This is a genomic window from Streptomyces sp. NPDC006197 (genome assembly GCF_040613865.1).
Lineage (GTDB): Bacteria > Actinomycetota > Actinomycetes > Streptomycetales > Streptomycetaceae > Streptomyces.
This window is the reverse complement of the sequence record NZ_JBEXSZ010000013.1, coordinates 68932-84205: the sequence shown is the minus strand read 5'-3', so window position 1 is coordinate 84205 and position 15274 is coordinate 68932. Positions and strand designations below refer to the sequence as shown.

The window sequence follows — 15274 nt, the reverse complement described above, 5'->3', positions numbered from 1 at the left end:
CTATCTTCCCGCTGTGTGGGGATGCCAGTCCCCCGGGATCTGGGTCACCGTCGGCGGGGTTCGCCGGCCGCGGTGACGGTGTGGCGGAAGCCTCCGGATCACCCAGCCGGCGCGGGACGCCGTGGCATCAGCTCCGTCAGGTAGTAGAGGCCCGCCAGCAACGGGAAGGCGATACCGCACCAGGCGATACCCGCCCACCCGTACGACGCGTACACCGAACTGGCCACGGCAGACCCGACCGCGCCTCCGATGAAGAAGATCGCCATGTAGAGGCCGTTCAGTCGACTGCGTATCTCCGCCCCCAGCGAGAAGATCGCACGCTGCCCCAGCACCAGGTTGCACGAAATCCCCACGTCAAGCAGGAGCGCCGCGACGAACAGGGCCGCGACGACGTGTCCGCCACTGGCAAACACCAGAAGAAAGCAGGCCACGACAGTCAGGATCGCGAGGCCCGTCGCGGGTTTCGTCAGACCGCGGTCGGCGATACGGCCCGCAACCGGCGCGACAAAGGCCCCGAGCACCGCCGCCAGGGAGAACAGGGCGATTCCGCCTTGGCTCAGACCGCACGCCGGGCTCGCCAGGATCAGCGGCACGGCGGTCCAGAACAGACTGAACGCCCCGAACAACATGGCGTGGTAGAACGCCCGTCGCCGCAGGATCGGCGTGCGGACGAGCAATTGTCCCATCGACCCCAACAACGCCAGGTAGGAGACGGAGGTGCTCGGCTTCCTTTCCGGAAGGACCGAACGCAGGGTGACGGCAAGCACCAGCATCAGGCCGGCGGAGATGGCGAATATCGCACGCCAGCCGAGCAGATCCGTCGTCATGCTGGCCACAGGACGCGCAAGCAGGATTCCCATCAGCAAGCCGCTCATGACGTTGCCGACGACCTGCCCACGGCTTTCCTCCGGGGCGAGATGAGCCGCGAAGGGCACCAGCATCTGCACCACGACCGAACTCAGGCCGATGACCAGTGAAGTGGCAAGGAACAGACCGGCGTTCGATGCGACCGACGCGCTCAGCAGCGCCGCCGTGCACGCAGCCAAGGTGACCATGATGAGACGACGGTTCTCAAAGATGTCACCCAGCGGAACCAGTACGACGAGGCCGACGCCGTAGCCGATCTGGGTCAGGGTCACCACAAGACTGGAGGCGTTCGCGCTCAAGCCCACATCGGGGCCGATCAACGCCACCAAGGGCTGCGCGTAGTAGATGTTGGCCGCGACCGCGCCGCAGGCCAGAGCCATCAGGAAGGTCAGGCCGCGTGACATGCCGAGCTGCGCCGCCCGGCTTGTTGCACTCTCAGTGGTCATTGCTCTCTCGACAGGATAGGGAATCGACGTTCACACGGCACATGCTTGGATGACCGAGAATTCCGGACGCGCGGACAGGATCTGAGGAGCGGAAAAGCCCGCCGCACCCAGGAGTCGCGTGAAGTCGTCCAGTGTGCGCTCACGCCCTCCGTGCAAGACCAGCATCTGCAGGTCCAGCACCAGGTCAAGCGGATCGCAATCCTTCGGAGACTCCTGCAGGACGCGATCCACGACAACGAGTCGGGCGCCGGCGCTCATCGCCCTGCGGCAGTTGCGAAGAATGGACTCCGCCTTCTCGTCCGGCCAGTCGTGAAGAATCCACGACAGGATGTAGAGGTCTCCTCCCATGGGTACCTCGTCGAAGAAACTACCCGCGCGCGTGCTCAGCCGGTCGTCCCCCGGCGCTCCGGGCAGGGCCGAAATCACGCTGGCCTGGTCGTACACGACGGCCTGCGCGTCCGGATTTCGTTCGAGAATCGTCCGCGCCAGGCTTCCGGTCCCCCCGCCGACGTCGATCACTCGTTCGCCGGGAGCCACCGTGAGTACGTCGGCGATCGCCGCGTAGCGCCCCGGGTATCCGCTCGCCATATAGCGCTGATAGAGCGCTTCCTCTTCAGGGCTTCCGTTCATGTAGGAAAAGAAGTCCTGGCCGTTGACGTGCGAGAACGCTTCCTCGCCGGTACCGGCGCAGTGACTCAGCGCTCCCCAGGACCGCCAGATGCCCGGCATGCCCCAGAATCGCGCGGCCCAGTGGAGCGAGGGGCCGGCCGTGGTGGTCCTCAGCAGGCGCGAGGCTTCGTTGTGGCGAATTCCACCGTCCGCATCGACATCGAATATGCCATAGGCCGACAGTGCTCGGGCGAGCCGTGTCAGGACGCCTGCGTGGACCTTCAGGCGTCCGGACAGAGAGGTCAGCGAGGTTCCGTCGTCGTCCACCGCGTCGGGAAGTCCGACTTCGCAGGCCGCAGCGATCATCTGGGTGACCGCCATCCCGCGAATCAGCTCCTGCATCCTGCGGATGCCGCCGGCAGCAGATGCCCGGATCTCAGGACCTTCGTGCGTGACGGGCCCCGCCTGAAAAGACGTCTGGATGGTCATACGCACCTCTTCTACTTGTTCATCGCCATGTCTGGACGGGCCGCCGGGGCCCGGTCGTCCGAGCCTCGCCCGAGAATCTCGCGCAAGGCTGCGCGCAGCGAGTCCACGGCCGCGGAAGAGTCCGCCTTGCGCCAGGCGATGAACGCATCCGGACGCACCAGCAGACAGCCGTCCTCCGGCAGTCCCGTAACGTTCGCCCAATCGCCGTAGAGATCCTGCAGGGCGTGTCCGGGGCCGATGACATGCGCAGCGATCTCGATGTCCAGCTCGTCCGAAAGACGCTTGGCGGCCTGCAGCCAGAGCTGCCCGTTCAGCCCCGTCAGCAGGGTGAACTTTCCCTTGCCCACCACGTCCAGGCTCGAGACCTGCGTCCCCTGCCGGTCGAGCCACGCATGCGGCAGGCGGGCGCCGGGCCGGCTGGAGGCCTGGTAGTACAGCTCGGGGTCGCGCTGCCACGCGGGCTGCTCGGTGCCGTCCGGGCAGACGGCATGTGACGCGTAACGCTGATTGAGTTCGACGCCTTGCGTTGCGAACTCATACGATTTGAGCTCGATGGCCTCGCGCAACATCTTCCGCTTTTCGGCGCCCGCCGCGGAAGCCTCCTTCAGGACGGACATGTTGGCACGCATCTGCTCCGCATCCAGGTTCGCGTCCAACCCGAGTGCGGAAAAGATGCCTCCGAACTGCTCGATGCTCTTGTTCGCGCGTTCGACTATCTGCTTGCCTATCGGCGCGCGTTCTTGGTCATAAGTATTCAGGAGTCGGTCCGCCGCCTGCCCCTTCAAGACCATCGCCATTTTCCACGCCAGGTTGTAGGCGTCCTGGATCGACGTGTTCGAGCCCAGGCCGTTCGACGGTGGATGACGATGCACCGCATCGCCCATACAGAACACCCGTCCTCGGGAGTACTCGGTGGCGTACTTCTGGTTCACCGTCCACGTCGAGACCGAGCGGATGGTGATGTCCACCGAATCGTCGCCGATCAGTTGACGGGCGATGCCGACCGCGTCGATCTCGGAGACGTCGGGCTCGCCTGCGCTCATGTCGTAGCCCCACACGATCTGCCACTCGTTCCACGGCCTGACCATGCGGAGGAGGCCCATGCCGATGCCCCCGACGTTGGCGCCCGGCTGCATGATCCACCAGAGATAGCCGGGACGGTGTGCCACGAGGTGGGAGAGATCCGCTTGCAGAATGATGCTGATACTGCCGGCGAGCCCCATGTGGCCTTCCATGGGCAGGCCGATCTGCTCCGCTACGAGACTGTTGCCGCCGTCCGCCCCGATCAGGTACTTGGCCCGGATCTCGTAACGCTCGCGCTTCAACCTGTCCAGGACCTGCGCGGTGACACCGTCCTCGTCCTGGTCGAGCCGCAGGAATTGCGTGTCGAACCGGACATGACTGCCGCGCGCAGCGGCATTGGACAACAGGATGGGCTCCAGCAGGGTCTGCGGCAGGTCGCAGTGTTCGGCCGGGCTGGCCAGCGCGTAATCGCTCTGCCGTTGTGCCCTGTTGGCGCCATAGGGCAGTCGCCCCAGTTCCTCGCCTACCAGACTGGTGCAGAAGACGACATTGCCCATGACTTCTTTGGGTGAGGCCTTGGCGATGATCTCGTCCGCCACGTCCAGGTCTCGGAAGACCTCCATGGTGCGTTGGTTCTTGTAGTGCGCACGCGGAGTGTCGGCAAGCCAGCGGTGTTTCGTGATCACGAGGTTGTCGATGCCGTACGTGCTCAGCATCAATCCTGCGGATGACCCCGCCGGACCGCTCCCGACGATCAGGACGTCAGTGTCGTACACGTGGAATGTCTCCTGGATTCATGTAGATCAACGTTCATCGCGTCATAGCCGAAGACCCAGGCCGGGTCTTCGGCATCCTTGAGCCACGAGTTCTCGGCGGACACGGCCTGGATCCGGGCGGTACGTTGCTTGCGGCTCTCGGCGTAACGCCAGAACGCGGCCTCGATCTCGTCCTCGACCTCCAGGCAACGCAGCAGCAGCACGCCGTCCTCGACGGCCATGGCCGCCCCTTGCGCCATGTGCGGCCTCATGGGGTGACAGGCGTCGCCGAGGAGCGCGATGCGCCCTCGTCCCCATTGCTGCAACGGCGGGCGCTCGAAGAGCGGCCACTTGGTCAGGGACCGAGCCGCGCCGAGCAGGCTGAGGACTTCGTCGCAAGAGCCGGTGAAAGCGTCCAGCATCTCGTCCTTGTCGCCGTCGACCCAGGACTGCGGATGCGGCCACGTGTCAGCCGCCGCGCCGGCGACGAAGTAGTAGTCGTCGCTCCGGGAGTCGGTCGGGTAGCCGATGACAAAGCTCTCGTCGGCCCACCACTTGGTGATGCACCGCCTGTCGACGGGGACTCGGGTGTGCGCGGGCACTGTCGCCCGGTACGCGATCTGGCCGGAAAAGCTGGGGCGTTCGGCGCCGTGCATCGCTTCACGGACCCGAGACCCCAGACCGTCGGCACCGATGACGCAGGAGGCTTCGGCGGTGCTTCCGTCGGCGAAGTGCATCCGCACCTCCGTGCCGCGGTCGTCGAGCGAAACCAGTCGCTTGCCGTACTGCACGCTGCCCGGCCGCAGGGCGTCGATCAGCTCTCGATGGAGAACGCCGCGACCGACGGTGAGATAGGGAGCTCCGTACCTCTCCTTCGCGTGGTCACCGAGCGACAACGCGCACCTGACGGAATTCGATGTCAGGTTCCGGCTGGTAAACGATTCGGGCAGGTGTCCAGACCTGACGAGCGCGTCGTCGATCCCCACATGGCCCAGGATGCGCATCACGTTGGGCGACAGATGGATCCCGGCGCCGGCGGGCTCGAACTCGCGTGCCTGCTCGAACACCGCCACGGAATAGCCGGCCTGCTGCAGCAACGCGGCCGTCGCGGCTCCGCCCAGTCCACCGCCGACGATGGCGATTGAGGTCTTCTTGTCGATGCCCATGGGACTACGCCTGCGCCTCGATTTCATCGTGGAACAGGCTCAGCAGCCTCGCGCGGCTGTCGCTCGGCAACCACTCGGGCCTGTCTTCCACGACGTCCTTGACGAAGTCCCAGAAGTCCGCGCTCTGATTGATGCCGTAGTCGCGAGCCATGGAAACAAGACGAATGCGGGACAGAAAATCCGGCTCCGTGATGTCCTGCTTGCTGGTCACGACCTTGCCCGCGTTCATGAAATACGGGAGGATGGAGCTCTCCGGCGTGTCCGGCGACCAGACCAACCACATCTCCTGGTTGGTGTTTGTCGTGTTGACGAAACCATGCGTGTAGTTGCGTGGGACGTAGAGCAGTTCTTTCGGGCGCATCGGCAGCATGGCGACCGTTTCCTTCTCGGCACCATCACCCGGCGTGATGTCCAGGTCAGGAAATTCGTTGGGCCCCATGAAGATGCTGAACCCGCCGTTCGGCGCGTAGAACCACTCGTCGGTACGGTGATGGATGTGCGGCGGCGGGCCGACGTGCGGCGGTACGGTCAGCTTGGAGAACAGGAACTTGCCGCCGTTGCTTTCGCCGGTCTGCACGAAGTTGAAGACCTCGCCCGCCGGGCCGAGTACCAACGGCTTCTCCGGGCCGGGCTCGATCTCCGGGAAGTCGAATATTTCATATTCGGTGCTCATGGAACTGCCTTCCTTCTCGGGGAGCCGGCAACATCGCCGCCGACGTGACTTCGCGCAAGGCGGTCATGCCTTGTCGCGCCAGTGGCGCAGGGGGCCGCGCCTTGTAGTGGTCGTTGAACACCTCAAGCGAGATCGGGCCGTCATAACCGTTGGCCAGTACAGGCGCCAGGAACGCGGTCACATCGAAATCTCCCTCACCCGGCAAGCAGCGGTGGTGCCGGCTCCAGGACTTCACATCCAGATCCATGCGGGGAGCATCCGACACCTGGATCAGCGCGATGCGATCGGGCGGCACGTCGGACAGGTCCCCGAAATGGTCGTTCAGGGCCAGGGTGTGAAAGCTGTCCAGCACCAGACCTATGTTTCCGGCGCCGGAACGCTCGATCATCCTCCACGCCTGGCGGAACGTATTGACCCGTAGCCCCCAGGACAGCGCTTCGTAACCGATCGAGAACCCTCTGGCTGCAGCCCTCTCTCCCAGGAGCGCCAGGTCATCGGCGACCGCGTCGTCGTCGAGATCCGAAACGTCGCTGACGTTGCTGCACAGGATCAGCGTGCTCGTCCTCAACTGCTCCATGCAGTCGAAGACCCGCTCGATTTGGTCCAGCTTGGGCACCAGCTGGTCCCTGGGGCCGCCTTCGAAATCCCTGAGCGGCTGATAGTTGATGATTTCCAGGCCGAGGTCTTCCGCCATGGCTCGGGCGACGGGCACCGAGGATGCCTGAAGGTCCCATTCCATCAATTCGATACCAGAGAAGCCGGCGGCAGCGATTGCTTCCAATTTATCTGGCAGCGAGCCACCCAGGGTGACCGTACCCATATGGTAATCCACTTCGCTTACCTCCCGATAATGGAACGGCACGTCGCAGTGCAGATCGACAGCTGCTTTCGCAGTCGGCAGGCAGCTGCATCGAAACCGGGATCACCCAGTCGGCGGGGATGCGGTGAACGTGTTCACGCTGCCTGGGTCGAGCAGTCCAAACCGGCCTGAATCCACCGGCGGTGTTCCGGCGGGCGGTTTCAGGCGGCCTTTGGCAGATCGGCAGTCACACGCCGCGCATTTTTGATGCCGGCCGCTTATGACTCTCTCCTGCTTCCTCGGTCGACCCATACGATGTCAACCAGGAGCGGCGGGCAGGCGGAACTGCACCCAAGGATGCACCGGGCCCGCGACCGCGATCAGGACGAGGACGCGGGCGTGGGCGCGGGCGCGGGCGTGGGCGTGGGCGCGGGCGCGGGCGCGGTCCTGAGTACACCCTTGGATGCAGTCACGGCCTGGGACGACACGTTCCTCGTAGGCTGAACGCCGTGACAGTGACCTCCGGCAGAGTTCTCCTCCCTGAATCGCGGCCTCGTGTTCCGCTTTGCCGCGGCCTCCGCTACGCGCGCCTGGGCCTGGTCGAGGCACGGCCTGTGGTTCAGATCGTGTTCCTCACGCGGTTCACGGTGGGCGCCGCCTTCGCCTCCCGGGATCTGGCGGACGGACCGCACCTGGCCGCCGGGGTCCTCGTCTGGTGGCTGGCCGTGGTGGCCGCCTACCTCGTCAACGGTGTGCTGGACGTCAAGGAGGACCGCGCCAACGGGTCCGCCCGTCCGATCGCCCGGGGCGACCTGCCGGAGCGGACGGCCGCGTTGCTCACCGCGGTCGTGGCCGCGGGGTCCCTTCTGCTGTCGCTGTACGTCCCCGGGCTCACCCCGTGGGTGGCGCTGTTCCTGCTGCTGGGCTGGCTCTATTCGGCGCCGCCGTTTCCCGCGAAACGCTGGAGCAGCACCTGCGCGGTGGTGGTGTTCGGACTCGGCTGGACCTCGTTCGCGTCGGGTGCCGTTGCCGTGGGAGGCGAACCGGGCCCTTCCGGACTGGTCTTCGCCACGGTGATGAGCGCCTGGATGGCCCTGGTGGGGGCGGTCGTCAAGGACCTCGGTGACGTCGAGGGGGACGCCGTCGGCGGGCGCCGTACCGTGGCCGTGCGCCACGGTGCCGCCCGGGCCCGCGCGGTCGCGGTGGCGGGTGCTCTCCTCGTCGGAGCGGGCGGGGTGCTGGCGGCACTGGTCTGGGCTCCGCTGACGCTGGCCGGAGCGGTCCCCCTGGCGATCGGAGCCGTCTGCATGGTGGCGCAGATCGTCCGTACGGCCAGGGCCGCCGACGGGGACAGGAAGACCCGCCGCAGTGCGTACCGCGTGTTCATGCGCACCCAGTTCGCGGCGAACGTCACCATGCTGCTGGCGCTCCTGCTGCACGGGCCTGCGTGACCGTCGCCCGTGCAGCGGTCCGCGTGTCAGTAGCGCCCGAAGGCCTTGTTGACGGCGTCGATGCGGGAGACGGCGCCCAACTTGCCGTAGATGTTGTTGAGATGGCGCTTCACGGTCGCCGTGGTGATGCCGAGCTGGCGGGCTATCTGGCTGTTGGTCATCGCCTTCGCCACCCCCTCGAGCACCTCCTTCTCGCGCCGGGACAACGCCACGCCCACCCCGGCGTGCATCGACGCCGCCTCGGAGACGCCCGCTGCGGTGTCGTCATCGTTCGGCAGGGTGTCGGAGGGCCGGGCGGTGGCCCCGCCATAGCCGACGGCGCCCGCGTAGAGCCGGCTTCCGGCGCTGGAGCGGAACGCGGTACTGATCAGCAACAGCGCGGGGGCCCGTCGCGCGGGTGCCTCGTACTGCACGGCGGAGTTGATGGTCGGCTGCATGGCGTTCCACAGGATCTCCACCGCGCGCACCGACTCGGCGACCGCGATTCCCTGGTGGGCACGGTCGGTGCCCACGAGATGCGAGTACCGCCAGGCGTCGGCCGACTCGAGCGGACCGTCCCCGGTCAGTCGCGCGACGCAGTCCTCCACGATCGCCTGCGCCTGGTCGCGGCACTTCGGCCACGCCTCCTTGCGCATGGCCAAGGGACTGCGGACCGCCCTCAACGCCATCTGATAGGCATGGATGACGTCTGGTATCGCGTTACGCAGAAACTGCGCCGCAGCTGGGTAACGCAAAGGCCCTCCCTGCTACAGCCCTCTCGAACGAGCCGGATACACGGTTCGAGGCGATAGCTCAGTGTGACGATGTTCGATCCGAACACAATACCGAACACCCCCATGCGAAGCCTCGTCGCCCCGGACGTCCCGTGGCGCCCACGGAATCCGGCCCTCCTGACACCGAACCGTGCACTGCATCCCGGCACGGGAAAGACCAAGCTCCCGACCCCGCGGAGTCGGACCCTCCCTGACCTGCACATGTGCCGGTCAGTCATGTGACGTCACGTCAACTGCTCAAGGTCGAAGCAGAACTCCACCAGTCGGTGGAGTCCTCTCTGCGGCACTGCCCGCACCGCCGGCATGGACGGAGTACCCGGCGTAGCGGGGATCGCAAAGCGGCCGTCGGCGGGAAGTGCGCCGGGCACGGGTTCGACCCTCCCGTCGGTCCCGTCGGTGTCGCGAGGTCGTCCTTCGCGTGCAGTAGATTTTGCGAACGCGTTCTGAAATTATCACCGGAACAGCCCGCTTTTGAGTACAGAAGTCGGAGCCAACCGGTTTCGGCAGGTCCTGAGCAGCCTGAACAGAAGGGCATGATGGGACGGTGTCCCGAATCAACGCACCACACGGCCGCGTCGGCCGACCGCCCGTAACCTCCCGTACGCAGATCCTGACCGCGGCCCGCCGGCTCATCGATCGGGACGGCTGGGAGAAGCTGACCATCCGTCGGCTGGCCGCCGAGGTCGGCATCGGGGCGACCACCCTGTACCACCACGTGCAGGACAAGGAGGACCTGCTGTTCCTCCTGATGCAGGAGTACGCGGACCAGATCCCGCACCCCGACCTGCCCGACGAGCCACGGGACCGGATCATCGCGGCCATCACCGCGATCCACGGCTCCCTCGCCGCCTGGCCCTGGGCCGCGAAGGTCCTGACGGCCGACGGGTTCCTCGTCCGCCTCGGCGAAAAGCCCCTGTGGCTGATCGAAACGATCGTGGTCGGAGCCATCGACTACGGGTGCTCACCCGAACAGGCCCTCTACGTCGTCCGCAGCCTCTGGTACTACACGGTCGGCGAGATCCTCGTCCAGGCGCACCACGGCCGTCGGCCGACGGACGACGGACAACCCGCCAACCACGACCCCCTGGCCGACATCCTCGACGTGTCCCAGACGCCCCGCCTGGCCGCCCTCAGCGGTCAATGGCCGGGCCTGGTCCCGCAGGACGACTACCGCCAGGGGCTCCAGGCCTTCGTCGACGGGCTGCTCGCGCAGGCCACAGCGGCGACGCCCCCGTCTCAGGCACCTTGACGGGACGCGGCGGAGGGACACGAAGACCCCCGCGTGCGGTGGAGCCCGAACGCTCCACCACACCGGGGGTCTCGGCGTGCTCCGCGTGCCGTCGAGGGCCGCGGCCCGGACCGCCGGCGCGGCCCGGAGCCGCGTACGGCGACACGTCGGTGCGGCGTCGTCAGTCCAGCTGCAGTTCGGGCGAGTGCAGCTCCAGCCAGGTGCTCAGGTCGAGCACGCGCTCCAGTCCGGCGCGTACGCCCACCGGCATGCCCGCCGGATCCTGCGCCACGACCTGCTGCGCCCAGGCCCGGTCGACCAGCGCGAACACCTGTGAATCCGGGGTCGCGACGAGCTCCTTCACCTGCTGCTGCAGGTTCGCCGCGTACTCGGGGTTCTGCGGCGACGGGTACGGGCTCTTGACCCGCTCCACCACCGAGCGGGGCATCACGTGGGCCGCGGCGTGGCGCAGCAGGCTCTTCTCCCGGCCGTCGAACGTCTTCATCGACCACGGCGTGTTGTAGACGTACTCGACGAGTTCGTGGTTGCAGAACGGCACCCGTACCTCGAGCCCGACCGCCATGGACAGCCGGTCCTTGCGGTCCAGCATGTTGCGCACGAAACGCGTCAGGTGGAGGTGGAACATCGAGCGCATGCGGCGCTCCAGCTCGGACGCGCCGTCGAGGTGCTCGACCTCGGCGAGCGCCGTCGCGTACTGGTCGGCGGTGTAGGCCCCCACGTCGAGCCGCTTGCGCAGCCCGGGCTCGATGTGGTCGGTGCGCGCCGCGAGGCTCAGCGGGGGGATGACCGCCATCCACGGGAAGGTGTCGGCACGGGTCAGCGCTTCGACGTGGAACCAGGGATACCCGCCGAACACCTCGTCGGCCGACTCGCCCGACAGCGCCACCGTCGACCGTTCCCTGATCGCCTTGAACAGCAGGTACAGCGAATTGTCCAGATCACCGAAGCCGTTCGGGATGTCCCGGGCGCCGACGGCCGCGCGCCGCACCTCGGGGTCCGAGAGGTCGGCGGGGTTCAGCACCACGTCGTGGTGCGCGGACCCCACGTGCGCCGCGACATCGCGCACGAACGGCGAATCGGGGGTCTCGCGCATCTCGTCGGGGACGAAGTTCTCCTCCTGGCCGGCGAAATCCACCGAGAAGGTGCGCACCTGCTCGCCCCGCAGGGCCAGCCGCTCGGCCGCGAGGCCGGTGATCGCGCTGGAGTCCAGCCCGCCCGAGAGCAGGACGCACTGCGGTACGTCCGAGATCAGCTGCCGGTCGACGATCCCGGTGAGCATCTCCCGTACCCGTGCCACGGTGTCGTCGAGGCTGTCCGTGTGCTCGGCCGGCTGCAGGCGCCAGTAGGTCCGCTCCCGCAGGCCGCGTCGGTCCACGCTGATCAGCGTGCCCGGCAGCACCTCGTGCATGCCCTTCCACAGCGCCCAGCCCGGGGTCTTGGTCTGCGCGAACAGCTCCCGCAGGCCGTCCGTGTCGACCGCCTTGCGCACCCGCGGGTTCGCCAGGATCGCCTTCGGTTCCGAGCCGAACAGCACACCGTCCGGAGTGGGGTGGTAGAAGAGGGGCTTGATGCCCATGCGGTCGCGTACGAGGAGCAGCTTCTGGTCGCGCTCGTCCCAGATCGCGAACGCGTACATGCCGTCGAGGTGGTCGACGACGCTCTCGCCCCACTCCAGGTAGCTGTGGAGCACCACCTCGGTGTCGCTGTCCGTCCGGAAGCTGTGCCCCAGCGACTCGAGGCGGCCGCGCAGCTCCTGGAAGTTGTAGGCCTCCCCGGAGTACACCAGGACGACATCCCCGGCCGGCGTGCTCACGCTCATCGGCTGCGTGCCACCGGGCAGGTCGATGATGGCGAGACGCCGGTGCCCGAGCCCCACATGCGTGCCCAGGTACGTGCCGCGGCCGTCCGGGCCGCGGCACGCCATCGTCTCGGTCATGGCGTCGAGCACGTCACCCTGGCGCGTCAGATCGGTGTCGAACGAAACCCAGCCCGCTATTCCGCACATCCGGCATCCCCATTTCCATGCTTTCCGCGCTGTTCCCGGAAAACAGGCCGACATCATGTGAAAGAAATTCAACCCACACCAATATCGGCAGGCTACCGACCGCGGGCTCGGCGTCACAATGTTCACTTCACCCCTGCCCCTGTGAATTCTTCACAGGGCGACCAGGCACAGCTCCTGGTCCGCGGCGAGGGTGAGGAGGTCGGCGTCATGGCTGATGAGGAGGACCACGGCGCCCGACTCGGCGACGTCGCGCATGACCTGGGTCATCGACTGCAGGTGGCGGCGGTCGACACCGGAGCTGGGCTCGTCGAAGATGACGACGCGGCGGCCGCTCAGCCGGGCCGTGGCCACGACCAGGCGCTGCTGCTGGCCTCCGGACAGCGACAGCGGGTGCCGGTCGCCGAAGCCCTTCAGGTCGAGACCGGCGAGCACGGCGGCGGCGTGTCCCGCGTGCTCCGGGAGCGCACCGAGGCTCAGTTCGGCGGTGACGCTGTCGGTGAACAGCTGCCGCTGCACGTCCTGCATCACGAGCGCGGTCTCGCGCTGCCGCCGCGCGCGGGACAGCGGGAGACCGTCCAGGAGCACCTGACCGGTGTGGCGTTGCAGGCCGGCGAGGATCCGGGCCAGGGTGGTCTTGCCCGCGCCGTTGGGCCCGGTGACTGCGGTGATGACACCGGCGGGCAGATGCGCCTCCGCGATGTCGAGTACGGGTCTGCCGCGGAATCCGCAGCGGATGCCGCGCAGCAGGACACCGCCGGCGTCGGCCGCCGACCCGGGACGGGGCCGGGTCTCTCCGGTGCCGATGCTGGGTCCGTACGCGAAGGTCGGCGCCACTCCGTCCCTTTCGGGCGGGTCGAGGCTGCGCAGTCCCTCCTCGCGCAACATCTCGTCGGTCAGTCCCGCGAATTCGGCCCTGGTCCATTCCCTGGCGACCCGGCCCTCGTGGAGCACCACGATCCGGTCGGCGAGTTCGCGCAGATAGTGCAGGCGGTGTTCGGCGATGACAAGGGTCGCGCCCAGCCCCTGGAGGTGACGCAGGGCCGCGGTGAGATCCGCGATGCCCTGCGGGGACAGGTTGGAGGTGGGCTCGTCGAACAGCAGCAGCGGCGGCCCGTGCGTGATGGCCGCCGCGCACGCCACCCGCTGCTGCTGGCCGCCCGACATCTGCCGCAGCGAACCCACGAGGGTGTTCAGCCCGAAGTCGGCGATGACCTCGCCGACCCGGTGGCGGATGTGCTGCGGCGGTGTGCCGAAGTTCTCCAGCGCGAAGGCCAGTTCGGTGTCGACGGCGTCGGTGAAGAACTGGCGGCGGGGGTGCTGCAGCACCGTCCCGGTCACCCGCCCGACCTGTGCCAGGTCGTGGATCGGTTCCCCGGCGACGCGGACCTCCCCCTCCAGGGTCCCCTCGTGGAAATGGGGGATGAGGCCGTTCATGAGCCGCAGCGCCGAGCTCTTGCCCGAGCCGCTCGGCCCGCACAGCACCACGGTCTCGCCGCGCCGGACGTGCAGGTCCAGCCCGTCGAGCACGGTCTTGTCATGTCCTTGATACGCCCATCGGACGTCCTTGAGCTGGATCACCGCCCGGACCTCCACAGCACCGTCGCCACCGCCAGCAGCACCACCACGCATCCGGCCACCGCGTCCGCCGGGCCGAGTCGCGGCGGATGCATCGACGTCGGCCTCGGCTGCGACCCCAGCCCGCGGAGCAGCGCCGACGCCGAGAGGTCCTCCGCCGCCCGGAGACTCGACGCCATCAGCGGGACCGTGAAGTACTCGATGGCGCGCAGGGGGTGTCGCAGCATCGCCGTCCAGCCGCCGAGCCCGCGCAGCCGCATGGCGTCCCGCACCGCCCGTGCCTCGCTCACGATGGTGGGCGCGAACCGCAGCATCACCGCGCCGGACACGGTGAACGCCGAGGGCACCCGCGCCGCCCGCAGTGCGGCGGTGTACCGGGTCGGCGGGATCGTCCGGATCAGGTGTGCGGCGATGCCGCCCACGACCACCAGCCGCAGCGTGAACTCGCCCATCACCCCGACGAGGCCGAGCACCGGCCACGGAGCGGCCAGCGGCAGCAGAAAGGCCACCCCGGCGGCCGCCGCGGCGGCCGCCGGGAGTCCGAACACGCGCCGCCAGGCCCGCTCCGTGATCGCCAGCAGCACACCGGCGACCAGCGATGCCGGAACGAACCACAGTCCGCCGGGCGCCATGATGGTGATGCTCGCGGCCAGCAGGATCACCACCGCGGTGCGCGGGTCGAGCACCCACCCCCCGACCGTGCCCTCGGGTGCGGTGGCGACGGGCTCGTCCACCGCGGCCGGGGCCGGCTGCGAACGGGTACCGGTCACACCAGGCCGGCTTTCCGGAAGTGCTTGTCCAGCAGCCGGACTCCGAGCGCTCCGCCGATCACGCCGAACACCAGCGTGGACACGTCGAACGCGATCAGCACGGCCGGCGAGAGGAGTGCGTCGAGCTTCTCGACGTACTCCGCCCCCATGGAGTCCATGTACGGGCTGGACAGGAATTCGTCGCGGGCGTACAGCATCGGCGCGAACAGCCCCGCGAACCAGGTGCTGAACACGGCGTAGGCGAGCACGCTCATCTTCCGCGAGCGGTACCGGCCGGCATACAGCAGCGCCTCGGCAACCAGAGCCGCCACCACTCCGATGACCATGCCGATCGGCGGGCTGCCGATGAGCAGCATGAAGCCGTTCACGATGACGGCGAACACGGTGACCATGCCGGCATGCCGCACCCGGGTGAGGAAGAGCATGAACGGCACGCCCGCCGCGACGATGCTGACGGCGCTCGTCACCAGCGTCGCGATCGGGCTGATGAATTCGAGCAGGTTGAATATCCCCACAGTAACGATGTAGAGCGCACCGAAGATTCCGATGTTGATGAGATCCCGTGGGTTCATCCGGAAGTCCAAGCGCTGACCGGCGGCTTCGGTTGTCACGGTGTTCTGCCTT

Annotated in this window: 13 protein-coding genes; 2 read left to right on the top strand and 11 right to left on the bottom strand. The window is 67.6% G+C overall.

Going from position 1 to position 15274, the window contains the following annotated elements:
* Positions 1-98 precede the first annotated feature (98 nt).
* The 6 genes from ABZ318_RS06570 to ABZ318_RS06545 are packed head-to-tail and all read right to left on the bottom strand — an operon-like array spanning position 99 to position 6848.
* Positions 99-1313 (bottom strand): MFS transporter, encoded by a 1215-nt coding sequence (locus ABZ318_RS06570; protein WP_356901391.1) that lies wholly within the window; start codon positions 1311-1313, stop codon positions 99-101.
* A gap of 30 nt (positions 1314-1343) precedes the next feature.
* Positions 1344-2411 carry a methyltransferase gene (locus ABZ318_RS06565; protein ID WP_356901390.1) on the bottom strand — a complete coding sequence of 356 codons (1068 nt, stop codon included), beginning with the start codon at positions 2409-2411 and terminating at the stop codon, positions 1344-1346.
* An 11-nt stretch (positions 2412-2422) separates the two neighbouring features.
* The gene (locus ABZ318_RS06560) at positions 2423-4210 is read right to left on the bottom strand and encodes an FAD-dependent monooxygenase (protein ID WP_356901389.1); all 1788 of its coding nucleotides are present in this window, start codon (positions 4208-4210) and stop codon (positions 2423-2425) included.
* On the bottom strand, positions 4189-5355 hold the full coding sequence (locus ABZ318_RS06555; protein ID WP_356901388.1) for an FAD-dependent monooxygenase: 1167 nt from the start codon (positions 5353-5355) through the stop codon (positions 4189-4191). The genes ABZ318_RS06560 and ABZ318_RS06555 overlap by 22 nt, the downstream gene beginning before the upstream one ends.
* Positions 5356-5359: 4 nt before the next feature.
* Positions 5360-6028 (bottom strand): cupin domain-containing protein, encoded by a 669-nt coding sequence (locus ABZ318_RS06550; RefSeq protein ID WP_356901387.1) that lies wholly within the window; start codon positions 6026-6028, stop codon positions 5360-5362.
* The gene (locus ABZ318_RS06545) at positions 6012-6848 is read right to left on the bottom strand and encodes a sugar phosphate isomerase/epimerase (protein WP_356901386.1); all 837 of its coding nucleotides are present in this window, start codon (positions 6846-6848) and stop codon (positions 6012-6014) included. The genes ABZ318_RS06550 and ABZ318_RS06545 overlap by 17 nt, the downstream gene beginning before the upstream one ends.
* A gap of 593 nt (positions 6849-7441) precedes the next feature.
* On the opposite strand from ABZ318_RS06545, the gene ABZ318_RS06540 reads away from it, so the two are divergent.
* Positions 7442-8278, top strand: a complete 837-nt coding sequence (locus ABZ318_RS06540; RefSeq protein WP_356901385.1) for a UbiA family prenyltransferase — start codon at positions 7442-7444, stop codon at positions 8276-8278.
* 26 nt (positions 8279-8304) lie between these two features.
* On the opposite strand, the gene ABZ318_RS06535 is transcribed toward ABZ318_RS06540, so the two are convergent.
* On the bottom strand, positions 8305-8913 hold the full coding sequence (locus ABZ318_RS06535; RefSeq protein ID WP_356901384.1) for a helix-turn-helix transcriptional regulator: 609 nt from the start codon (positions 8911-8913) through the stop codon (positions 8305-8307).
* A 682-nt stretch (positions 8914-9595) separates the two neighbouring features.
* On the opposite strand from ABZ318_RS06535, the gene ABZ318_RS06530 reads away from it, so the two are divergent.
* Complete coding sequence (locus tag ABZ318_RS06530) at positions 9596-10300, top strand: TetR/AcrR family transcriptional regulator (RefSeq protein WP_356901383.1); 705 nt, start codon at positions 9596-9598, stop codon at positions 10298-10300.
* A 160-nt stretch (positions 10301-10460) separates the two neighbouring features.
* Here ABZ318_RS06530 and asnB read toward each other — a convergent pair whose 3' ends face one another.
* The 4 genes from asnB to ABZ318_RS06510 form a co-directional block, all read right to left on the bottom strand.
* Complete coding sequence (asnB, locus tag ABZ318_RS06525) at positions 10461-12305, bottom strand: asparagine synthase (glutamine-hydrolyzing) (protein WP_356901382.1); 1845 nt, start codon at positions 12303-12305, stop codon at positions 10461-10463.
* Between the two features lie 150 nt (positions 12306-12455).
* Entirely contained in the window at positions 12456-13883 is a 1428-nt protein-coding gene (locus tag ABZ318_RS06520) for an ABC transporter ATP-binding protein (RefSeq protein ID WP_356901381.1), read from the bottom strand.
* Positions 13880-14650 carry an energy-coupling factor transporter transmembrane component T gene (locus ABZ318_RS06515; RefSeq protein WP_356901380.1) on the bottom strand — a complete coding sequence of 257 codons (771 nt, stop codon included), beginning with the start codon at positions 14648-14650 and terminating at the stop codon, positions 13880-13882. The genes ABZ318_RS06520 and ABZ318_RS06515 overlap by 4 nt, the downstream gene beginning before the upstream one ends.
* Entirely contained in the window at positions 14647-15261 is a 615-nt protein-coding gene (locus ABZ318_RS06510; RefSeq protein ID WP_356901379.1) for an MptD family putative ECF transporter S component, read from the bottom strand. The genes ABZ318_RS06515 and ABZ318_RS06510 overlap by 4 nt, the downstream gene beginning before the upstream one ends.
* Between the last annotated feature and the right edge of the window lie 13 nt (positions 15262-15274).

Coding starts and splice junctions, on each gene's coding strand:
- ABZ318_RS06565 (WP_356901390.1), bottom strand. CDS start 2,411: ATGACCATCCAGACGTCTTTTCAGGCGGGGCCCGTCACGCACGAAGGT.
- asnB (WP_356901382.1), bottom strand. CDS start 12,305: ATGTGCGGAATAGCGGGCTGGGTTTCGTTCGACACCGATCTGACGCGC.
- ABZ318_RS06535 (WP_356901384.1), bottom strand. CDS start 8,913: ATGCGCAAGGAGGCGTGGCCGAAGTGCCGCGACCAGGCGCAGGCGATC.
- ABZ318_RS06570 (WP_356901391.1), bottom strand. CDS start 1,313: ATGACCACTGAGAGTGCAACAAGCCGGGCGGCGCAGCTCGGCATGTCA.
- ABZ318_RS06545 (WP_356901386.1), bottom strand. CDS start 6,848: ATGGGTACGGTCACCCTGGGTGGCTCGCTGCCAGATAAATTGGAAGCA.
- ABZ318_RS06550 (WP_356901387.1), bottom strand. CDS start 6,028: ATGAGCACCGAATATGAAATATTCGACTTCCCGGAGATCGAGCCCGGC.
- ABZ318_RS06555 (WP_356901388.1), bottom strand. CDS start 5,355: ATGGGCATCGACAAGAAGACCTCAATCGCCATCGTCGGCGGTGGACTG.